Source organism: Pleionea sediminis (genome assembly GCF_007570825.1).
In the GTDB taxonomy this organism is placed as follows: domain Bacteria; phylum Pseudomonadota; class Gammaproteobacteria; order Enterobacterales; family Kangiellaceae; genus Pleionea; species Pleionea sediminis.
Map to the genome: position 1 here is coordinate 609100 of NZ_SUNB01000002.1, position 23280 is coordinate 632379.

The following is a 23280-nucleotide window of genomic DNA, read 5'->3' on the forward strand; positions in this document are numbered from 1 at the left end:
CCATGCTTTTCCGATTTAGAAAATTTCAAACTCGACTGCTCTTTTTTCTGGTTCTATTACTACTTTCTTTACAACTGGCAATTTATATCAGCGTACGTACAGCCAATATACAACATGCGAAAGTCGAAATAAGTGACAACTTAAAAGTTGGCGCCGGTGTTTTTAATCGAATATTGACTGAGCGCACACAAAATTTATTTCAGTATGCTCGCTTACTTTCAGCAGACTATGCATTTAAACCAGCTTTCCACTCAGGCGATCATCCAACCATATTATCGGCGATGGAAAATCATCTGGCTCGGTTAGAGGGGGCTCAACTAATGACTCTCGTCGACCTCGATAATAATGTTATCGCCAAAACACTGGCTCCCCTACAAACAAATATAAAGTTTGTCTGGCCAGAACTGATTAAACAGGCAGAGCAAAATGAATATGCCGAAGCAACATCAATAGAAATGATCGGCGACACTCCCTATCAGATGATTGTTGTTCCCTACTTCTCCCCCGACATTAGTGCCTGGGTTATTATTGGATTTGCTATCGACCAATCTGTTGCAGATGATATTAAGTCAGTGATTCAAAGTGAGGTGAGCTTTTTGACTCATACTAAGAGCAACGACTGGAAGATTTCATCAACAACCCTTCCAATGACAACTGAAGACTACCAAAATCAGATAAAGCATCTTATTACTCAAACTATTTTTGATAAAAAGCACTCTTTGGGAAGTATTCAGTATGGCGAAGATGAACTAATTACCTTTGTCCAACCTATTGATAAGAAGCTTAAAGTGACGGCTTTACTTCAACGTTCTCTTAATAAGGCACTAGCACCTTACCTCAAATTGCAAGCAACGCTACAGACACTCTTCTGGATAACGTTAATTTTGTCCATCGCTTTGGTTATCGCATTGGCAAGAAAAGTCACAAAGCCCGTTAAAGAATTAACTAAAAGTGCTAAAAACATTGAGTCAGGTAACTATACAGCACGAATCAATATAAACTTAAAAGACGAGATTGGAGAACTTGCCGACTCATTCAATAAAATGGCTAAAGGACTCGAAGAAAAAGAAAAAGTTAGAAACTTATTGGGAAAAGTCGTTTCCTCAGAGATTGCAGAAGAGTTGCTTAGTAAAGATATTGAGCTTGGCGGAGAGGAAAAAGAAGCCACAATTTTATTTTCTGATATTCGTCAGTTTACAACGCTTTGCGAAGGATATTCTGCAAAAGAAATATTAAATGTCCTGAATATTTATCTTACATCAATGAGTGAAGCTATCGAAAACAATAAAGGCGTGATCGATAAATATATCGGCGATGCTATTATGGCATTGTTTGGAATTCCACTATCGAACAATACAGATGCCAATCAATCCGTTTCAGCGGCCATGTCGATGATTGAAAATCTAAAAAAATTGACGGAAAAATCGCAGCTCGGACAACTCAATTTTCAAATGGGTATAGGAATTAATACAGGGCTTGTCGTTGCAGGAAATATGGGTTCTCCTAATCGACTCAATTATACAGTTATTGGCGACGCAGTTAATTTGGCTTCTCGACTCGAAGGGTTAACCAAATATTATGGTGTCAATATTATTGTCAGCGAGTCTACAAGAAACCGTGCAACAAACTGGGAGTTTTTAGAGCTGGATAAAGTTATCGTTAAGGGAAAAGCAGAACCCATTATTATATTTCAACCTATAGCAACAAAGGGACAGTTATCAGAGCAACAAACTTTACAGTTAGAGTTAAATAGAAAAATACTCTTTCACTATAGAAACCGAGAATGGGACAAAGCTAAAGAAGTTATTGAGCAAATTAAACTATATGATGATTCTAAATTTGGACAAATTTATCAGAAAAGAGTAGATAGCTTCCTAAATACGCCTCCACCGAATAACTGGGATTTTTCAAATAAGTTTGATACCAAATAGATATCAAACTTATTAGTACTTAAAAACTCATTTCAAGAATCTACATTCCAAACTAAATACTATCTGCTTTTCTTTGTCGAAATAAAGGTGCAAGCAATAACAGTAAAAAGCTGAAATCAAACGCTCCACCACCACTACTAAAACAATTCTTATTTCTTACCGACAAAAGACCATTATCACCGTCTGCAATTACAATCAGTTCAGGGCAACCATCATTATCAATGTCCCCACCAGCGATAGATTCTTTCCCGTAATTAGTGGAAAGAGGTATTTGAAGCATTCCTCCCCCTCCCATTCCCGCAATACTTCCCATATAGCTCGTCATAGCCTCACCACCACTATGCAGCACTAACGCATCGTCATATCCGTCATTATTTAAGTCCAGCACTGTAACTGGTTCCGGATTACCGAAACTCGAATCCGTTGAGGATGGACCCGAAAGTTGACCATTGTCTCCTTGGATATAAGACCAAATAGAAGTTGGCACTTCCGCACGTCGACTTAAAACAATATCATGCCTACCATCACCATCGATATCACCGACACCAACACCTCCGGAATTTTGTCCCACATCTGCAAAAAAGACACTTGGTTCAGCCTCAAATGCATTAACACCATCGTGAAAATGAATATTAAAGTTTGGTACATCTCCTTCTCCAGACATGACTAGTAGGTCTTCAAAACCGTCATCATCGAAGTCGCCAACGGCAAGGTCATTACCACCTAAAGTATTTATAAAAAAACCACCAACGGAAGAAATATTCTTGTTTCCATCGCCAAAATAGAAGTTTGCCCTATCAACAGAAGTAATGCCGACTATATCGACATTCCCATCTTGATTAATATCCGTTGAAGCCAAAACTTCAGCTTCGCCGGAGGTAACCAATTGCATATCAAATCCCCCCGCTCCATCACTGGAGAAAATCGAAATGCCGGAGCCATGACCAACAATAATTTCACTAGCTCCATCTTCATCCAAGTCAACAATTTCTATACCGTTCTTCTCTGCCTGAGCCCCATAAGACATACGAACAGCTTCACCCAACCCATCTGTAGTAGGATTGAACACGAAAATCGAATAATCATTTTCAACATCAGCATTTGAAGAAGTGACGGCTACCAACTCTAAGTCACCATCACCATCAACATCTCCAAAAGCTACCGCACTGGGAGAACTGCTACCAAGCTGAGTCGTTTCTCTTAACGCAAACGAGTCGTTGTTATTTGCACCACTACCACCGGTTTCAAAACCATCTGGATCGGATTTTAACGCTACATTTTCACTAGTAAACAAGCTTGGGTCTTTCGCCGGATAAATATCGCTAGGTAAAGACTCTTGAGAAATAACAATCTGTGAAGTGAAGCAACTAAATAAAATCAAAAAGTACTTTTTCATGCAAACTCCAACAAAGGCTTCAAAATGTGAGACATACTTAGCATATAATATCTCAGGAAGTCCTTTTTGCAAACAAACTATCTCCTGAGAGTCATAATCCCTCTTATTATAGGCCATTAAGTTATTATCGTTGAAATAATCTGGAAACAATGGAAAAACGGGTAAAAGTATAGATAAAGCACCCAGAAATGCCCTCTCTTTTTATTGAGCAAAAGGAAAATCAACGTTAGTTTGGATTTGTCAGCCAACAATTGGCTTTCGGCTGTTGCGCATCAGCTTTAACCATTCTTAACAGAGAATATGTTTCTCACCAAGAGGAGTTAAAAATGAAAAATTCAATGATTTCAATCGCCGTGGGCGCTGCTTTATTATCTACAACGGCCAGCGCAGTGCCTTGGTGTCATCGTGGCACCATTGTCGAAATTGCCGATGTTAATTGGTCACAAGCGCAAATTTTGGCAAACTTTAGTGGAGGAATTCCTTCCGGTGTTTTAGATCCTGAGTATTACACCACATACACCGCAACGCACAATTATGCCGCAGGATTTGCTGGTGGAGGCGGCGGCTTTGGTGGTTATTCCGTGCCTGGTTCCGGTCAAGTTAGAGTTACTCCTTATGCACCTTATACTTATACCAACATGGTTGGGCCTGGTCACTATTACACCAGCCAAGGTGTGAGTTTCAAGATGGAGAAATGTTATACCATTCCACCTTTGACGGCTCATCTTGAAGTTCGAGAGCTTGAGCCAGGCGATGATAGCGGAGGTATTATTGTTAAACCTTATGACGGATTACAAGAAATGGAAAGATACTGGACAAGTCCTATTACCGATCCCGACGAAGATGAAGACTTCGAAGCAGAAGAGACTCAAAGAATTGAGCGCTAATTCAAGCCTGTGCTTTGATAAAACATCGGAATTAATTTAAAAATGCGCTGTTATTGGGTAATGTGTGAAGCCATCTAGCGGCTAAACACATTACCTAATGAATTTACGTTTTCTCCAACTTATTTTCTCAACGACACTTGCTCTGGTTACTTTACCATCAGTTTTCGCACAAGAGCATTCGAACCAATTAAAAACAGATTGTCTAGACCGGCAAGCAGACACCATTCAAGCAATAAAGAACTGCCAGGAAAATATCGAACAACTGAAACAAGAAAACTTAACAGATAAACAAAAAGGTCAATTAATAGAACACTATTTAGAGTTTATTAGACTTAACAACCATCAAGGCGACTTCGACTCGTCAGTTACTGCAGTTAAGGAACTCAAACAAGAACTTTATTCCTCTATCAGTCCCGAACAGAACTATCGACTGAAGCGTTACGAAGGAATACTGGAGTATCGACAAGGACAATTACCAGCAGCATTAAAACAATTCCGTTTCGCACTCGAACTCGCAAAACAGCAATCGATGGAAGATAACATCGCAAAGTCTCTTTCCGACATTGGCACCGCACACTTGGCCATGATGGAATTTCCGGAAGCACTCGATGCATACAAACAAAGCCTGGCACTTAAAGAAAAACTTGGACCGCCCGAATCAGTTGCCGTTACCCTAAACAATATCGGTTCAGTTTATCGAAGGATGGAAGATTGGACGCAAGCCGAATCCTACTATCAAAAAGCAATAGATCTCTATAGTACCGCCAATAAGCCTAGTCGAATTGCTCATTCACAAGAAAACTTGGGATTAATCTATCTGAAAAATAATAACGTCAATGATGCACTCACATTGTTTGAGCAATCGCTTGCTTACTTTCACCAAAAAAACAATGAACATGCTCAACTACGTCTCTACATACTCCTGGGACAATCCTACATTGAACTTGAAAAACCGTCTCTGGCTGAAAATATTTTACAAAAAGCATCAAAACTGGACATAAAACTAGGAGAAACCGATCAAACCAATCGGCTAAAACTTCAACTCGGACGCCTGGCCAGTTTAAATGGTGAGTATCAACAAGCAGAATCGCTATTGCTTACAGCTCTAGAAAATGCAGTCGACAATCACCAAAGAGACAATCAACTGGAGCTATTAAGAGCCCTTATTAATAACGCAACAATTTTCAAACAATGGAAAAAAGCATTTCATTATCAACAAGAACTGACAGCAAAAAGCCTATTGGTACGAAAAATTGCTTTTACCGATGCATTAGCGCATAAACGAGCAGCTTTCGAATACGAGCAGCAACAAAAAGAGATCGCGTTGCTCAATAAGAATAAAGAAATTCAAACGTTAGAATTAGAAAACAAGCGAGCACAATTGTCTAGCATTATACTTGCGGGCTTACTAAGCCTAATATTAATGATCGTAGCTATAGTATGGCTTTGGAAAAAGCGAAAAGAACTTTCCCATAAATATAATGAAGCCATCAATTATCATAGAGAAAAAGTAAAAACATTAGGCACTAACTACGAATCACTAAAGCATGGATTTGGACAATTCAAACAACCCATTATGATCATCAATAATAGGCAAGAACTTATTTTTACAAACGCTGCATTAAATGAAATATTCAACATTAAAAATGATGACTCATTACTAACACTTCAATATCTTATTCCAAAATCGGAAGAAATATTCTGGAATACCTGGCTGGGAAATGAAGAAATTGACAATCAGTATTTGAAAAATGTCACATTCCAGCAAGGAGACATTGCAGCCAAGCATAACATACTGATTTCAACCATGCATCGAGAAGAATCTATTGGAGTCATTGTTCTGTGTGACGAACAGCAAGAGTCAGAGCAAGTTCCTCTTAATGCATTATTGCCGAAAGCGAGCTTTCACCAACAATTAGTTGATCTAATGAATTATTGCCTGCATTCCTGGGAACTAGCAACGCAATCAACAAAATTAGAGCTGGCAGAGAAAAGTGGTATATGGAGAGTATCTATAGATGATGGGCGATTAAGAACACGCTCACTTGATCGCTACTTATCTATTAAATCGCTACCCAAAAAACCGCGTTGGCGAGAGGTGCTTAGAACCGCTCATTATGTTTTAGCGGAATGCTCACTGGACAACGACACTAAGCAAACGCTCGAAAGCAAGTTAAACTCAGTCACTGAGCATGTGCGCGCTGAAGCACTGTTATAAACTCCCTTATTTGTTTTTTTATTTAATTGAAACCAGCTCTATGACTATTATAGAGCCGGATAGAAACAAGTCAGGATATTTAATTATTCAAATTCAGCCGGTGCCTGCTCAACTTCCACTTCCACTTCAGCTTCAACAGCAACCCCATCCGCTTCACAATATCCACAGCTAAAGTGCAACCCTTGTGACAAAGTGTAAATAGAATGATGTGCACTTTGCGCGTTCATTATTGTGACCGGTCCATGAAAAATTGGACGAACGGTTCTGTGATCACCGTTAGACCGTCCAGATATTTCATCGCTACTGAAAGAGTGACACATCGATCCCGCAATGCGCGTTGCCAAACCGTAATCGTCATCAAATTGACCACAACTCCGGTAATTATAGTTTGCACAGACTGCATCTTGTTCATCACGAAATTTTACCAAAAGACGCTCATTTAAATTGAAAGTACCGAGCACTTGAATTTGCCCGCTTTCACACCACCCTGCTTCCATCGGCTCTTCATGCGCCATTGAACTATGAGATAAAACAGCAGATAGCGCTATCACTGATAATTTAAATACCGATATTTTCTTCCTAATAAACATAACAACTCACCTATTAAAATATTTATTTACTGATTGAACAAATTAACTCTTATGGTCAGTCGTCATCTTAAACGTGACATTATTAGTCCCCAATCTTTTTACCGGGAGAAACTGGGTTGAAATTCAGTAACCAATTGATATTTAATACCTACTCATTTTTGAGATACTTTATTAATCGCTTTATAACTCATCGTCACTATTTATGAGAAAGCTCTTCTTTAACGAGTTCAATAAATTCATTGATATCAATTGGCTTGGTCAAATAACGTTTAAACCCAGCCGATAAGCCGTTATTAATATCTTGCTCACGAGCCGCCGCGCTAATAGCAACCACTGTAGTATCTTTCGATCTGGGTGAACTTCTTATAGTTTCCAGTATTGAAAAGCCATCAATATCGGGCAAATTGATATCCAATAATACAAGATCAAAAACTTCACTTTTTAGCAATTCCAAACCTTGATTACCGCTAGAGGCCACTGCCAACTCATATTGAGAATATGGTTTTAGAATTTGCTGGATTAATCTTAAATTTGCCGGATTGTCTTCAACATACAATATGCGTCCCGTAGATTTAATATTTTTGATGGGTAAGTTATTCTCTTTCTCAATCATCATTTCAAGCTGTTTTCTTACAGGGATCTCAAACCAAAATAGACTGCCTTTGCCAAGCTGACTTCTAACACCTATCGTCCCCCCCATAAGCTCTATCAATTGTTTTGCAACAGATAAACCTATACCAACGCCTTCGATATGATTACTGTGGTATGATGAACGTCGAAAAGGTTCAAAAATGTAAGAAATATCATCGTCTGATATACCATAACCTGAATCGCATACCTCTACACGAATACAGCCACTATTTAAGTATTTTAAAGACAGCATTACATGGCTATCATCAGAACTGTATTTAATTGAATTCGTCAGTATATTGACTAAAACTTCCTTCAATCTTTTTTCATCAATGAAAGCAGAGTGTGGCATATTTTTTTCTGTCGATTGAATGATAGAAACGTTCTTTTTTTGTGCCAAATTCGAAACAATAGAAATACAACTTTCAATGAAGTCGAAAATCTGTGTTTCTTTATACTCAATCTTGATATTACCCGATTCAATTTGAGACAAATCTAATAAATCTGAAATGAGCTCGTACAAGTGGCGACTTGCTTTCATTATTTCATCAACGCACGACTTAGTATCTTCATCGAGCTCTTTTTCTTCCAGGAGCTGACCAAAACCAAGTACAGCATTCATGGGAGTTCGAAGTTCATGACTCATTCGACCAAGAAACACCGACTTTTGAGCATTGGCACTTTCAGCTTCTTCTTTTGCTTTAACCAGCTCTTCGGTTCTCTCGTTGACTCTTCTTTCTAATAATGTACGGTAGTTAGCCAAAATCTGCTCTTGTTCTTTTTGATCAGTAATATCTGAACCAACAGAAATCACATAATCAACATTGCGACTGAGCTCATTAACTATCGTAGTATTACTCCAACGAACTAAATAAGAGCTTCCATCTTTTCCAACCCAATAATTTTCAAAATGACTCGGTTTTTGTGTCTTAGATATGTTCTCAAAGGTTTTCTTTACTGCTTCGCATTCTTCAGATTTTAAAAGAAAGTCCCAAACAAACTTTCCACATACTTCTTCTCTCGAATATCCCGTTAATTGCTCACAAGCTTTATTGAAGAAATTAATTTTGCCTTGAGCGTCTAAAACAATGACCAACTCTCCTGCTAAATCCATGATGCTTTTACTGAATTTACGCTCTCTCTCAGCAGAAATCAGAGCATTAACGTGCTCAGTTACATCAATCAAAACCAGTAATAACCCAGAAACAGCTTTAGAGTCATCAAAGACAGGTGTTAATGTCCAATCCCAATGCGAAACACCACGTTCGGGGTTAGCTTCATATTCAAAGGGTTTTGCAAACGCGTGATAAGGCTTTCCGGTATCTCGTACTTTTTCAAATATCAATTTATTTTCATCATTAGGGAAAAGTTCAAAATGATTTTTACCGACAAAGTTTATCGGCGTTTTTTGATCTGCGGCAGCGTAAGCCGAATTAACACGGATAAAATTGAATTCTATATCCAGAAGGGCTATGGGAGAATAAGGGTTATTAAAAAGATGATCGAGTAATGCACTATCGAGGGTCTGACTCTTATCCATTTAATATTGACTCAACTTACATAATATCTTAGTAGATATTACTCGAGCGATCAGCGAAACGCAAAGCGTTAGTTTTGCGTGTTCAAATTTGCCAAGAAAACTCAAAGCTCATAGGCATTCCATTTCTCACTGCGTTACTCTAAGTCTATTTTCTTTAGATAGTCGATACACATTTTTGAGTAAACACTTAGAGCTCTGTTCACTACTACAAAAAACACATAAAATGCAAAAACATTAACGCTGGCTAATGAATTCTCAACTTAAAGCACTTACTTATTGCAAGTGCTTTAAGTTGCAATTATCACATCGACGGTTGAACTCATTAAAACTTATTATTTATTGGCAGCTCGAAAGGTCAAATTTAAAAGAGGCCGTACTCAGACGATTTCCGATGGAAGAGCTCTCATCAAACAAAATCCCTTTCTCTGTAATTACTGCTTCATTCGAGTTAAACAAAGGTGCCCGACCGATTAATACGGAGGAAGCCCCTGCAAAACTAGCGATACCGGTATCGTATTGTTTCTCTCCATCTTCATCAATGTACATTGCCCGACCACCCAAGTAATCAGTAACAATAACGCCTCCACAATAGGGCGTTAGGTCATCAAATATCGTGTTGCGATGATAGAAGAGCTCAGCTTGACCTAATTCTCCTTCTTGAATTTCATTACCTAAGGATAAACGCTTAATTGAACCACCGTCGGTAAACCAAAGTGTATTATCGATATAGAAAATTCCATTGGGATGAAAGACATTTTCTACTTCACTGGCCCATTCCTTGTCGATACTTAGAATATTTTCAGGGTTATCTTGCTCAACTTCAATTTTAACCAAGGTGCCTCGGCCAAAATAGGCAGTATTCGCAATGTATAATGTATTTCTTCCATCGGTAGTCATTCCGTTAGGTAAATTGATCCCCGTTAAGCTCGCGACTTTCTCAAGTTTTCCTTCTTCACTTGATAAGTTAAGAGCGAGTAACGCATTCTCCGCATTAATTAATTTTTTTTCATTGCATATAACAAACAAAACATCCCGAATTTGTGTAATTCCAGTAAATGCACACTTTGGCGACTCGATTACTTTCGCTGAGTACCCATCAGATTCGGCTACCAACTCAAAGAATTGGCTACCACCACTGACAAATAATCGACCGTCGCTCGTAAAATGCATATTCTCTGCATCGGGAATAACAACATGCTGCTCTTTAACATAACATGCACTCAGTAAACCTAAAGTGATGACACACGTTAATGCTCTAAAGAAAGTACTTTGAGATAGATTCCGTTGATTTTGCATTGCGTTACCTTGATGTTTTTGTTTTTTATGGAGGCTATCCGCGTATTTTTTCTTACACAAGTTTCATATTGAGATATTTATCTCAAAGCGATTGTTAGTATAAAAAAGAATGACTCGCTTGATTTTTAAAATGCTATAGTCACCTCTAAAATTAACCGCAAAATGTGAGTGAAAAACTATGATTAATAAAAGAAAACGAGATTTTTTGCCTTCACTGAGTTTACCTATTGTTGTTGTTTTTTCTTTATTACTATCAGCGTGTAATACAGAAACTTCGACTTTTTCGAGTAATGAAAAATTTGTCTTTTTTGTGCAGTACACCAACGCCGCATTTGGTGAGTCATTCAAGGCCGTTTACATCAATGCCGAAGGTGAAGCAGTAACAGCCGAAGACTCTACCATACCAGAGCTGACTGTCGACGGAGAATACACACAGGATGAATTGGATAGTTTTTACTTCCATAATCGCTCACTCATTCTAGCCATTGCCGAAGCACAAATGGATCAATTAAGTGCTTGGAGTGCTACCGTCGAGAAAGATTCTCTTGAGCAAGTCAGCCCATCAAGTTGCCAAGATGCAGGAAACTATCGCTATGGCTTTTATGTTCAAGACCCATCGACACAAAATTACGAAGAGTTCATTCTCTACGAAACTACTGGAGAGGGTATTTACCTAAATAACTCTAATGGTGCGGAAGATCTCACCAAATACATGATGGAACTCGCGGTATTTGCCGAAATCGCATTCTCCCAAATTGGTCCTTGCGCCGGTTATTGGTATTTTGAATAGCCTCACCACTACTGCACGCCTCACTTTTAAGAGCACTGAACAGACGCCCATTTAAAAATTGCTATCTCTAACTACCACGGGAGATAGCAGGCCCTTTTATCTGCCCCGAGAGCAATTATTAGCATCAATAGATCACACCGAATTCATACTCTTTTCTATTTATAGCGTTCGGAGTAAAATTGGCTCATAGAAATAATCACAACAGGAATCCTCATGGGTCGCGCTTACCAGAATAGAAAAGATTCGATGGCAAAAACCTCGAATGCCAACGCCAAGCTTTATAGTAAATTCAGCCGAGAAATATACGTCTGTGCGAAATCGGGCGGCATCGACCCAGATGGCAATTTGGCCCTCAGAAGCCTTTTAGATCGAGCAAAACGTAGCCAAGTTCCCGCACACGTTATTGAAAAGGCCATTGATAAAGCCAAAGGTGGTGGTGGTGAAGATTTCGCCATTGCGCGCTACGAGGGCTTTGGTCCGGGTAACGCCATGGTTATTGTCGATTGTTTAACCGATAATCCCAACCGTACATTTGGCGACGTTCGTCAGTGCTTCACCAAAACCAAGTGTAAAATTGGCACCCAAGGTAGTGTCAGTCATATGTTTGACCACTGCGCAATTTTTGTCTTTAAGGGCAGTGACGAAGAAGCTGTGTTGGATGCGTTAATGGAAGCCGATGTCGATGTTACCGACATTGAAAGTGAAGATGACGTCATTACCGTATTTACCCCGCACACAGAATACTTTAAAGCAAAGCAAGCTTTGGTTGATGCTCTCGGCGAAATTGAGTTTGAAATCGACGAAATTCAATTTGTGCCTCAAACATCAACTCCTATTGAAGGCGACGATGTGGAAATGTTCGATAAGTTTTTAGAAATGCTTGATGATTTAGAAGACGTGCAAAACGTTTATCACAACGCAGAGCTATAAATAAAAAATACCGAAGCGATCGAGCGCTTTCGCTTCGGTAATCTAAAAACACTTTTGTTTTTTAATTCTTATTCATGAAACATTGAGCCTGTGGCAGAATAAATGTATTCACATTTTCCAGCATCATCTTTTTGCATATACAAATAAGATTCGTTGCTGAGTCCTCGAATCTGCTCTAAATGGTAATCTTTAGTGGTAGTACAATAAAAACGATCTCCAGCTGTATTTCTTGCAGAACATATCCCATAAGGACTCGGCTCGCGCCCCACAAACGAACATGAAATATATTGAGTATTGTCAGCACTATTTCGAGCACCAATAAAAGAACCGTAAGCGGTATTTCCACTAACATTCACTTGATAGTGATTAATAAATCCAGCAAAAAGACCGGTCGACATAATTGTTGCAACGAATATAACTAAGTTTTTCATAGTATTGCTCCTTTACGTTTTGGTTAAAATTCCGTCTTGTTTGTTCCCATTTAAAAAATAACACCGGGTGGCAATTCAATATCACCTCGATTCAGCGCCATAATAATACGTTGTAGTTCACGATCGTGCGCCTCGGGCGACATGTTTACCATTCTTTGTCTCAAGGTATGTACATCGTTCTGATTCATCACGCCAGCTGAAAAAAGCTCATCAATGTAAGATTCTGCTTTTTGATCGTTTAACTCATACTTAGCCTTTAGCTGCTCATTAACAGACTCTTCATGATTAGATTGAGTCACGGTTTCTAAGTACTGAGATTTCGAAAGTGCTTTCTCTATCTTTCCGAGTTTAAATTTCAAGTCGCTCGTTTCTACTAAAAGTTGACTTATCGAACGGTTAAGCTGTTCAACCTTTTGATTATTGGAAACTGTATTAAAACCTTTGACAGCATCAGAAGATTCGATTGCTTCACTCACTTTATTTTCAGGAAGAAAATTTTTGTTGCGCTCTTTATTTTGAATTAAAGAAACTGCGAGCAATAGAGTATTAAGAATTAGAAAAACTAAAATAAAATAATCGATCCGTCGCATTTGAATTCGTCCTTGTTCAAAGAGTATGGACAAATTTTAATTAAGATAACGTGAGATAAACTAGGTCGAATTTCGTTTAACACATTAAGAAATGACTGGCGAGTTAAACAATTTGTAAGACATCAACTAAAAAATATCGACAATGCAGGCTATGAAAAATACCAAAACCAAATACATCTCATACAAGTAACTTTTTTACTATCAATATATTTCTACAGCAATAGGACGTTCTGCTTAATTTTTACTCAAGATAAATATCACTAAGAGTAATATTTACAGTTTTAACAGGACTCATTGAATGCCCTTACAAGCTAACGTAAAATTTATTTCCGATAGCTTTTGCTGTTGGCTGAAAATTAATCAAGGAATATATTATGAAATCGTTATCGACATTTTTTACAATATTATTATTGACTATCACTGCAAACGTAGTTACCGCCGAAACCTACACCTTTGAAGTTCCAATGCCGAGTTCATCGCCAACACCCGTGTACCCTGGGCTGGATTTATCGGATCTCAACAAAATTAGTTTAATTGTTGAGAAATCAATCGAGAATCCTGAGCCAACGATAAAGCGCATTACATTTGACTTTCCTAAAGCGAGCAATATCACTTTATACAACCTTTCTTCCCAATCAAACCAATATGGTCACTCAGATAGTGGTGTCTATAAAGGCATACTTAAAAATGCTTGGGTTTTTCGTGAAGTTGCTGTCGAGGTTAGAATGCCTACCCCTCTTCAATCTGGCTCTCCAGTTGAAGTAAAGCTCAATGTTGTCGAAAGAAATAATTACTTGAATCATCCAGAGGATTATTTAGGTCCTGAGTTGTTAAATGCAAACGGTCCACTAGTCGACAAAAGTGCTAATAAGCTAGCCGATCGTGCATCGATTGTTCTCGATGAAAAACGCCTTAACCTTAACTTATTACAGCGCGCTAGTACCGATGACTTTGGTAAATCAGGTTTTGTTATTAAAACCAACTGGCTTGGCAAAGGGGAGAGAACAATTTATGTAGATACACCATTCGGTCACGATGCCTTCCATCACTTCAATGCTGTGGAACTTATTTTAGAAGAAATTCCATTACACGATGGCATGGTTGAATACGACTTACAAATTCGTTACGAAGATAAATTTAGTAATAGCAGCCAAACAACAAATATACAACCTCTCCGAATTCTGCTAGAAGAAGCTTACCGCACTCCTTACTAGAGTTATCAAAGAACGTTAGCATGCTCTCAAAGCCCAACTGATTAGCTGGGCTTTCCTTCCCCCAAACCAACACTCATTCTCTTTACTGTTAAGCCATACAAATACTCAATCCATCATAATTTTTAAGCAAAAAAAAGCCTGATGCTAAAAGCATCAGGCAGTACGTAAAAACCAAATAGAGAAACTTTTTTTAAAAGCCAGTGATTGTTAGTAAGTTATCGTCGCGTCACAAAGACTAAGCTACTTTTTTAACTTCAGACAACAAGCTTAATGTCTGTGCGTAATTTTGTGCATTTTTAAACGATGTATAAGGGCCTATTACATTATTCTCAGCCAACTTAATAAACCAGCAAGTATCTTGGTTAAAAATTGAGTAACTTACTGAACTTCCATTATCTCGTATATTCATCCTATTATCTCCGTCGAAAATTGGGTGACGCAAGCGTCCTTATTAACCACCGAAATCTGCTCAAAGAGCTCTGTATTAAACAGGCAAAATTATACTGTGATTCCGTTCGCACACTCACCTGTAATATTCACATTTTCCTTGTGAGATATTAACCCTATTGGCTAAAACTGTGAACTGAGTAGCAAGTTAGGTTGTGACGAATTTATTCTTATATTTCAATACATTAGAAGTCTTTCAGGATATTTCAGTCTCGAGTTAAAGAATATTCGATATATTGATGATCAGATAATCGAATGTCGGTCAAAATGAACAAAGCTCAAACAACACAGATAGCTTGGCATTTGCTTCTTTATTCTTTCTTTTAGACTTGAATGGTACATTTTTGGTTTACTCTCAATGTTAATTAATGCTTTCTCTTATCGAGAGGTTAGTGAAAATCTCGAGACACACGACGAAAATGTGGTAATTGCCCACTGATATCTTCGACGTATCCAGCTACCACATGAACCACTTTCCTTTCTCTTTCTATCGTTCCTTTAATCAGTAATAAACGACTGCCCATAATTGCTTTTCGAAACTTCTCAACTTTGTCCTTCCAAACGATGACATTGATATTCCCGGTTTCATCTTCCAAGGTAAGAAACAGAACCCCAGCAGCGGTTCCTGGTCGCTGTCGGCAAGTGACGACACCGGCTATTTTTACGAACTGTCCTTGATGCAAAGTTCGTAAATCGAGCGCTCGCTTACAATCAGCAACAGGCGCTTTCTCACGTAAAATAGCCAGCGGATGGCGATTGAGTGTTAAACCGGTTGTTTGATAATCCATTAACAGATTGTCCACTTCTTGAGGAGGAAGAAGTTCAATGTCTTCATCCAAAGAGTTCGATGTTTGACGATCAACTTCGTCGAGTAAGGGTTTCTTCTCCTCCAATGCAAGCACTTGCCACTGTCCTTGATAACGATGCTTTGCTATACGTTTTAATGCATCGGCTTTAACCAAAGCTTCACGTTCAATTTTATTGAGCTGCGCTCGATTGACTAAGTCTTGCAAGTTTATAAAAGCGTTCTTTTTTCTTTCATTAACCAAACGCTCTGCCGCTTTTGCATTAAAACCTTTCACTAAATGCAGACCCAGGCGAATGGCCAAGCGGTTATGTGGATATTCAATTCTCTCCGACGAGTGAGTTAATTTTCCTTGATCGATAATTTCTAAGGTCGATGCCCACTCACTGTGATCAACATCAATGGGATATACCAAAATATTATGTCGCCGTGCATCTTGAATAAGCTGAGAAGGTGAATAAAACCCCATAGGATGACTGTTCAATAACGCGCAATAAAACGCTGCTGAATGATGACGTTTTAACCATGCCGAAAAATACGCAAGAATGGCAAAACTGGCTGAATGAGACTCTGGAAAACCATAACTACCAAACCCTTTCATTTGCTCAAAAACTCGATTGGCATAATCTTTACTGTAACCATTAATTAACATGCCATTAATTAAATTATCTTTAAATTTATATAAATCACCATTTCGTCCCCAGCTAGCCATTGCTCGACGCAGTTGATCGGCTTCACCTCCGGAAAATCCAGCAGCTACCATTGCCAACTGAATCACCTGCTCTTGAAAAATTGGCACTCCCAGCGTTCGATCGAGTACAGACTTAATGGCTTCATTGGGATACTCCGTAGATTCAAGTCCGTCACGCCGACGCAAATAAGGATGCACCATATCCCCCTGAATAGGCCCAGGCCGAACAATGGCTATTTCAATCACTAAATCATAAAATGTTTTTGGTTTTAAACGCGGTAGCATACTCATTTGTGCCCGAGACTCTACCTGAAAAACACCAACGGAGTCGCCGTTACATAACATACGATAAGTCGCAGCATCTTCTTTAGGAATGTCGGATAACGTTTTAATAGACGAATAACATTGCGTTAACTCTAATGCTTTACGGATCATCGTCAGCATGCCTAAGCCTAAAACATCAATTTTTAATAATTGCAGTGCTTCAATGTCATACTTATCCCATTGAATAACGGTACGATCAGGCATTGATGCATTTTCAACAGGAACCAAAGAGGCAATCGGTTGATTAGTAATAACAAAGCCACCCACATGTTGCGAAAGATGTCGTGGAAACCCGAGTATATCCATTACTAATTTGTGATAGTGTTTCGCCAACAATGCCGTATTGGATAACCGACGAGATTGAAAGTACTCTTTCAGTTTATCGGGCTTATCCCACCAGGCTAATGATTTGGATAAGTAATCAATAATGGATTCATCAATATCTAATGCTTTTCCAACATCACGAATCGCACTTTTCATTCTATAAGTAATAACCGTCGCGGCAATAGCGGCTCGTTCTCGAGAATATTTTTTATAAATGTATTGAATGACTTCTTCACGGCGTTGATGCTCAAAGTCGACATCGATATCGGGAGGCTCATCGCGCTCTTTTGATATAAAGCGCTCAAACAATAAATCACTTTGTTCGGGATCCACTTCGGTTATAAATAAGCAGTAACACACAACAGAGTTAGCTGCCGACCCTCGCCCCTGACATAAAATACCTTCACGTCGAGCAAATGCAACAATATCGTAAACCGTCAAAAAATAATGCTCATAACTTAATTCTCGTATGAGTTTTAATTCCTTTTTCAGTGTGCTTAATGTTTTTTCAGATGGTCCTTCAGGCCAGCGCTTTTTTGCGCCGGTCAAACACAACTCTCTTAAGTAATTAATGGGCAATAATCCCTCAGGAATCACTTCATTCGGATAGTGATACTTCAATTCTCCCATTTCAAAGTGACAGCGACGAGCAATATACTCGGTCTCTTTTAATAGTTCATAGGGATATAAATCGTTAAGTTGTTCGATACATCTAAGAGTCTGTTCGCCATTAGAAATTAATTGCGTACCCAAATGTTGAACCGGTTGATTATGTTTAATGGCCGTTAAGCAATGTTGTAACGACAAACGTTCTGATGAGTGCATTAACACTCTATTTTGCGCCACTATCGGCACTTTATACTGTTGACTGAGTTCAATACACTGCTGATAACGAATAAAGTCATCATGCTTTAATAAGCGCTCATAACCAATCCATAGGCGACCATTAAAAATTTTCATTAGATGAAATAACTGACTTTTTTGTTGGTGTTCTGTTTTAGGGGGCAACCAAATAGCAAGCGCATTCTCTATATAACCATCAAGGTCGCTCATTCTCATTTGGTACTTTCCTTTTTCTGTCCGACGCCGCGTTCGAGTAATCAATTGAGAAACTTCAGAATAAGCAGCTTTATTGGGACATAATAAAATAACTTCCATATCTTTTTCAGTTTCAAGATTGACTCGGAAAAAGCTACCAATAATCAAATGAATCTTCACTTTCTTTGCGGTAACATGAGCTCGAACACAGCCAGCAAAAGAGCACTCATCGGTAATAGCAAGTCCCGAATAACCTTGCTCCTTCGCTTTATAAACAAGCTCCTCGGGATGAGATGCCCCGACTAAAAAAGAAAAGTTACTTTGACAAAATAATTCGTAGTACTTCATAAAGCTCGCCAAACTCCATTTAAAGAAAAATCAAATACATAAACTTAGGAAAAAATACCGTGCAAAAACCAATATTGCTTTAACCCATCAAAAAAAACCCAATAGTGATTTCCTCGCTCATGTTGGGCGATAAAATAATCTCGAACGACTGGCTTTTTCCACCAATAATGGACGATACGCTCTGGCTGAGAAACTAATGTTAAATGCCCTCGCCAATAGAGCTTATCTTCATCGCACCCAATGGGTTGAGGCACCGACAATAACCAATTCGGTCGTAGAGTATAATCGAATGGCTTGAATTTATTTTTGACAGTTCTCTTTCTATTAACTTGATATGTTACAGAACTTGCTTCTTCCACTTTATTTTGAGCCAACTCTGGAATAACTTCATCTCTCCCTTTTAACCAATAACAGTTTTCTTTTCCTAGGCGAGCAATGATCTTATGAGCGAAGTGTCGATCTGTTTTAAAGGCTTCTGTTTGAGCAAACAAAGAGGTTTCTACAACTTGCGAATCAATTAAATCGTCAACGGTTAAACGAATGCTTTCGATTGGCCCTGTTAGCTTTATAGACTCAAGAGACAACCGGGTTAACTCCGTATACCGACTAAGATTCAGTTCATCTTGAGCCAGGTAAACATTAAAATAGGTTTCTTTTTGGTAGATATCTTTTAAGGTCCACTTTAATGATTGACCACTTTTTTGATAAAGCCGAAGAAATCGGATAAGTTCATCAAGCAAACGCTTCATAGGAAATAACAATGCTTTTTGATGGTGAATCACATCGATAAACTCGAGACACTGGTCAAAAAAAATCTTTGGCTTAAAGTTTGTTTGAACATCGGGCCTTTTTCCCATGAGCTGTTGAAGATAATGCACGACGTCTCGCCCAAGTCTTTTCTCTAAAGAAGATTCTGGCAATAGAAAAAGCTCGCTCACTTTCTTAAGGCCTATCGTACTGATTTTTTCTAACGCTTTTGATTCAATGGTTAACTGATGTATGGGCAGCTGATAAATCCGCTCTCGAAACAATTCTTGATTTAAACTGCCATCATAAGAATCCCACAGTTCATACGAATAAGGTAAAGGCGAGTAAGAAAAAACTTCTGCTGCTTTTGGCGTTGGTCCGATACCTAAACAATAACTGATATCCTGTTGCTGAAAGTTACCTTCAATATGCTGAAGTAAATTAGCAAGACCACCAAAGAGACTCAAGCTTCGTCCCACTTCCAGGACTAAACAGTCGGGATCCCACACTGATAAAACAGGTGAAAAAGAATAAGCCTGCATCGCGAATTGGTTCAGTCGTTGTTGCTCTTGTAATAGATTTCGCTCAATAACAAACAACTCATCCAGCAACGCATATCCCGTTGATACAGTCTGACCTTCTCGAATTCCTTTTTGGTAAGCAACTTGATTACAACAAATAATCCTTTGTTTTTCACTAACGGCAACGGCTTGATGATCAAAAGGAGAAGCTTCTGATTGTTCACTATTGTTCAACCAAAAAGATTCTAAAGGCAATAAAGCAAAACGAACACATAACCACATAAGCTTTACCTTAATGCGTTATTAAGGGACGTCTGCTTTTATTTCGTTGAGTATTCGTAACGGCTTCGTCAAACGATGCCACCTTATCTGAATTGATGCCACGAAAGGCAACCGATCGGTTTTGCTTAAGGATTGGAGAATAAACCGGCCAATCTTTTCCTTGTATTGATGTCCATCCTGAGCTCTCTGGCATTAAATCTAACGTGAGTTGTTGACCACTCCAGCCTCCCGCTTGTTTAAGGATAGTTAAATGGCAGCGACCACTTTTCTCGGCGAATAATGTCATTCTCAAGCGCGCCGATGAAGGATGCTCACTAGCATCGACTTGACGAAAAATGATTCCCCAACATTGCCCCTCTCTAGCGCCGAGCGATAACTTACGAATTTCATTCTTATAAGGTGCTTTACCATCAAACCACACCAACACCGTTGCGCACGCTCGAGAAGTTAGTGCCTGATAAGCCGCCCAAACTTTTCGATTAACGCGGCAGGTTTGCACAACAAACAACTTGGAAATATCAATCCCCATCATCGCCAAGGCCGGACCATAAGGCGTAAAAGGAGGATCCACCAAAACCAGAAATCCCGACTCCTGAGATAATCGTTTTAATAACGGCGCTAATAAGCGCAACTCGCCAACACCATGAGTTTCCAACAACAGTTCAGTTAATGCGCCTTGCGGCCAGCCGCCATCGTGCAACAAAGCATCCAGTTTCGAAAAACCAGTTTCAATGACCGGTCGAGAACGCTCTGAACGCGATGCTTGCCATACGGATGGATTTTTAAGTATTTGATTAATTGAACTTTTCTCTGACATGATATTTTAAATAACTTCTCCATCGAGCAATAAACCAACAATAACTACTTATATAAGTAGCATTTATTTAATAAGCGATCCAGCGGTTTTTAGAGCGAAAAAGCTAACTGTTTGAAAGGTAAGGATCTTTATTTTCGAGAAAAATACGGGCACTGGTGGCTTAATAGAAGAACAAGTGATGAACAGGATAATAAGAGTAAAACTAAGATAAGTGCCGTTAAAATTATTAAACGCTAATCCAGAAACATATTTAAAGAATTAAACTCTGCAGCTATTTTTTAGCCTAACAATCAGCATCGATTAAAGCCTGCAGAATGCGCTGAATGACGTGAGGTAAGGATTCATGAATAACCTGGCGAGCCGCGGCTGAAGTTCGATATTCAGAGCTTTGCCCTTGCATAACCAAGGCAGTGTAAAGCGTATCGTCAAGATGAGGCCTTACCAACTCTTCAACATCCTGCCACTCAAAATCTTGGCAAGAAAGCTCTAGCGGTTTATCTTCTTGCTCACTATCAGCAAGCAGCGGTAAGACACAAAAAGAAAGAATAGATAGTAAAATTAGATGTCTAAAGCCCCGACAATACTGAATATTCTTTGTCATTAGTATTTACCTCGAGGCTTTAACAATGAGTATTATCGCTTGATGGTCACGCCGACAGGCCGAAGTTGATAAAAGGTCATGTCGCCTTTAACTGTAGACTCATCAAATTCTTTGCCAGCATCTTCTGCCATGTGTTTTAAATAGGCAATGGCTTTCTCCCGAGTCATTTCCATTTTTTCTAACTTACCTGTCGCAAAAGCTGTTTTACCTTTGGCATTAAACGGAAAAACCATTTCTCCATCTTTCACTTTAATGCGAAGTCGTTCATCGCCAGAAGACAACATCATCCAGCAGCCTTTTTTATCACATACTGAAACAATTTCTCCTGCAACAGTAACTTCTTTATCCAAAAAGCTATCGGGAGTCTCCAAAACTTGATTCACCGCTAAAGCGTCTGCTTCTTTTGCCCCAGTTCCAAAAACATCACTTTTTGCTTGAGCCAAAGAACTCGTCCCCAGTAATGCCAAAATGAAACCGAAAATAGATAAATAGGAAATATTCTTCATGGTATTGCTCTCTATTGATTTATTATTAAAATTCTATATCGAAAAAATTCATCGATGATATCGAGAAACGCAGTTGTAGCAAATAACGCTCGCCTCTACAATAACTCTCTCTTGCAATATCTCGAAATACATTACGAATACTCAAATATGACAACAATCCAGCAGCCTTTTCAACTACTCAAACTAATGGCCATTGCGATGCCTCTGGCCTTTGCCAGCTGGATGACATTACTCAATAATTTTACTGTAGAAGTTGCGCAGTTTACGGGTAAAGAAATTGGGTTGTTACAAAGCATTCGTGAAGTGCCGGGATTTCTTGCATTTACAGCGGTGTTTATACTGGCTCTACTGCATGAACAGCGATTTGCTCTACTGAGTCTGTTACTGCTTGCAGCAGGCGTATTGGCAACCCCATTCTTTCCATCAACCGCTGGATTATTAACAACCACCTTTATAATGTCCGTTGGCTTCCACTACTTTGAAACTCTTAATCAATCTCTCAAATGGCAATGGCTGAGTAAAGAGCATGCAGCGCAGCAAATGGGCAAGTTGGTTGCTATCGGCTCGGTTTCATCTTTAGGTGTTTACTCCTTTATCTGGCTCGCTAATCATGTTTTTGAACTAACCTATTTGCAAATTTACTTAGTCACTGCGGGCGCATCATTACTACTCGTCCTTTATATGATGCTGCGGTTCCCACTTTTTAAAGCTCCCGTCGAGCAACATAAGAAAATCATTTTACGGAAAAAATACTGGCTATATTATGCGCTTACATTTATGAGCGGTGCTCGCCGACAAATTTTCGTTGTTTTTGCCGGGTTTATGATGGTTGAGAAGTTCGGATATGATGTTGGAGATATTGCATTACTCTACTTAGTTAATCATCTATTCAATTTCTTTTTCGCCGAGAAAATTGGTCGTTGGATTGGCAGAGTTGGAGAACGTCGTGCATTGCTTTTAGAATATATTGGTCTCGCCTGTGTGTTTACCAGTTACGCTTTTGTTAGTGATAAATATATTGCAGCAGGGTTATATGTCATTGATCATCTATTTTTTGCAATGGCCATCGCTATAAAAACCTACTTTCAAAAAATTGCAGAACCCGGAGATATGGCATCCACTTCAGCGGTGTCGTTTACCATTAATCACATTGCTGCGGTTGTTATTCCTGTTATATTCGGATTGATTTGGTTGCAGTCTCCTTCGCTAGTATTTTTAATTGGCTCAGGTATGGCCTTGACATCCTTATTACTTAGCCGATTTGTTCCTTACAACCCTACACAAGAAAATCGAATTGACTTTTACCTAATGAAAAAATCAATGACTAAAGAAGCAACTTAATATTAATCACAGTAAAGAAAAATTAATAGCCATATAAAAGTAAAG

The 23280-nt window shown here is 38.9% G+C and carries 19 protein-coding genes; 7 read left to right on the top strand and 12 right to left on the bottom strand.

Annotation, left to right across the window (positions count from 1 at the left end):
* The first annotated feature begins 2 nt into the window (after positions 1 to 2).
* Positions 3 to 1931 (top strand): adenylate/guanylate cyclase domain-containing protein, encoded by a 1929-nt coding sequence (locus FAX86_RS12635; RefSeq protein WP_144393773.1) that lies wholly within the window; start codon positions 3 to 5, stop codon positions 1929 to 1931.
* A 52-nt stretch (positions 1932 to 1983) separates the two neighbouring features.
* Here FAX86_RS12635 and FAX86_RS12640 read toward each other — a convergent pair whose 3' ends face one another.
* Positions 1984 to 3327, bottom strand: a complete 1344-nt coding sequence (locus tag FAX86_RS12640; protein ID WP_144393774.1) for an FG-GAP repeat domain-containing protein — start codon at positions 3325 to 3327, stop codon at positions 1984 to 1986.
* 326 nt (positions 3328 to 3653) lie between these two features.
* Here FAX86_RS12640 and FAX86_RS12645 point away from each other — a divergent pair, with 326 nt between their 5' ends.
* Both FAX86_RS12645 and FAX86_RS12650 read left to right on the top strand, forming a co-directional pair.
* Positions 3654 to 4214, top strand: a complete 561-nt coding sequence (locus tag FAX86_RS12645) for a hypothetical protein (RefSeq protein WP_144393775.1) — start codon at positions 3654 to 3656, stop codon at positions 4212 to 4214.
* Between the two features lie 97 nt (positions 4215 to 4311).
* Positions 4312 to 6432, top strand: coding sequence for a tetratricopeptide repeat protein (locus FAX86_RS12650; protein WP_144393776.1), 2121 nt, complete (start codon positions 4312 to 4314; stop codon positions 6430 to 6432).
* Between the two features lie 83 nt (positions 6433 to 6515).
* On the opposite strand, the gene FAX86_RS12655 is transcribed toward FAX86_RS12650, so the two are convergent.
* From FAX86_RS12655 to FAX86_RS12665, 3 genes are all read right to left on the bottom strand, one after another.
* Positions 6516 to 7022, bottom strand: coding sequence for a hypothetical protein (locus FAX86_RS12655; RefSeq protein ID WP_144393777.1), 507 nt, complete (start codon positions 7020 to 7022; stop codon positions 6516 to 6518).
* Positions 7023 to 7218: 196 nt separating this feature from the next.
* Entirely contained in the window at positions 7219 to 9192 is a 1974-nt protein-coding gene (locus tag FAX86_RS12660; RefSeq protein ID WP_144393778.1) for a PAS domain-containing hybrid sensor histidine kinase/response regulator, read from the bottom strand.
* A 336-nt stretch (positions 9193 to 9528) separates the two neighbouring features.
* Positions 9529 to 10488, bottom strand: a complete 960-nt coding sequence (locus FAX86_RS12665) for an SMP-30/gluconolactonase/LRE family protein (RefSeq protein WP_144393779.1) — start codon at positions 10486 to 10488, stop codon at positions 9529 to 9531.
* A 178-nt stretch (positions 10489 to 10666) separates the two neighbouring features.
* Between FAX86_RS12665 and FAX86_RS12670 the strand changes: the two genes are divergently transcribed.
* Positions 10667 to 11278, top strand: coding sequence for a hypothetical protein (locus FAX86_RS12670; protein ID WP_144393780.1), 612 nt, complete (start codon positions 10667 to 10669; stop codon positions 11276 to 11278).
* Between the two features lie 213 nt (positions 11279 to 11491).
* Positions 11492 to 12208, top strand: coding sequence for a YebC/PmpR family DNA-binding transcriptional regulator (locus FAX86_RS12675; RefSeq protein ID WP_144393781.1), 717 nt, complete (start codon positions 11492 to 11494; stop codon positions 12206 to 12208).
* 68 nt (positions 12209 to 12276) lie between these two features.
* On the opposite strand, the gene FAX86_RS12680 is transcribed toward FAX86_RS12675, so the two are convergent.
* Both FAX86_RS12680 and FAX86_RS12685 read right to left on the bottom strand, forming a co-directional pair.
* Positions 12277 to 12639 (bottom strand): hypothetical protein, encoded by a 363-nt coding sequence (locus FAX86_RS12680; RefSeq protein WP_144393782.1) that lies wholly within the window; start codon positions 12637 to 12639, stop codon positions 12277 to 12279.
* 50 nt (positions 12640 to 12689) lie between these two features.
* A complete protein-coding gene (locus tag FAX86_RS12685; protein ID WP_144393783.1) occupies positions 12690 to 13229 on the bottom strand; it encodes a hypothetical protein in 540 nt (179 codons plus the stop codon).
* A 374-nt stretch (positions 13230 to 13603) separates the two neighbouring features.
* On the opposite strand from FAX86_RS12685, the gene FAX86_RS12690 reads away from it, so the two are divergent.
* Positions 13604 to 14443, top strand: coding sequence for a hypothetical protein (locus FAX86_RS12690; protein WP_144393784.1), 840 nt, complete (start codon positions 13604 to 13606; stop codon positions 14441 to 14443).
* A gap of 235 nt (positions 14444 to 14678) precedes the next feature.
* On the opposite strand, the gene FAX86_RS22205 is transcribed toward FAX86_RS12690, so the two are convergent.
* The 6 genes from FAX86_RS22205 to FAX86_RS12715 all read right to left on the bottom strand — a co-directional run bounded on the left by FAX86_RS22205 (position 14679) and on the right by FAX86_RS12715 (position 21894).
* Positions 14679 to 14852 (bottom strand): hypothetical protein, encoded by a 174-nt coding sequence (locus FAX86_RS22205; RefSeq protein WP_164503568.1) that lies wholly within the window; start codon positions 14850 to 14852, stop codon positions 14679 to 14681.
* Between the two features lie 427 nt (positions 14853 to 15279).
* Entirely contained in the window at positions 15280 to 18420 is a 3141-nt protein-coding gene (locus FAX86_RS12695) for an error-prone DNA polymerase (RefSeq protein ID WP_144393785.1), read from the bottom strand.
* A gap of 44 nt (positions 18421 to 18464) precedes the next feature.
* Positions 18465 to 19970, bottom strand: a complete 1506-nt coding sequence (locus tag FAX86_RS12700; protein WP_144393786.1) for a Y-family DNA polymerase — start codon at positions 19968 to 19970, stop codon at positions 18465 to 18467.
* A 10-nt stretch (positions 19971 to 19980) separates the two neighbouring features.
* Positions 19981 to 20787, bottom strand: coding sequence for a translesion DNA synthesis-associated protein ImuA (imuA, locus tag FAX86_RS12705; RefSeq protein ID WP_144393787.1), 807 nt, complete (start codon positions 20785 to 20787; stop codon positions 19981 to 19983).
* 283 nt (positions 20788 to 21070) lie between these two features.
* Positions 21071 to 21388, bottom strand: a complete 318-nt coding sequence (locus FAX86_RS12710; protein WP_144393788.1) for a hypothetical protein — start codon at positions 21386 to 21388, stop codon at positions 21071 to 21073.
* Between the two features lie 32 nt (positions 21389 to 21420).
* Positions 21421 to 21894, bottom strand: a complete 474-nt coding sequence (locus FAX86_RS12715) for a DUF4920 domain-containing protein (RefSeq protein WP_144393789.1) — start codon at positions 21892 to 21894, stop codon at positions 21421 to 21423.
* A gap of 147 nt (positions 21895 to 22041) precedes the next feature.
* On the opposite strand from FAX86_RS12715, the gene FAX86_RS12720 reads away from it, so the two are divergent.
* Positions 22042 to 23235, top strand: a complete 1194-nt coding sequence (locus FAX86_RS12720; protein WP_144393790.1) for an MFS transporter — start codon at positions 22042 to 22044, stop codon at positions 23233 to 23235.
* Positions 23236 to 23280: the final 45 nt, after the last annotated feature.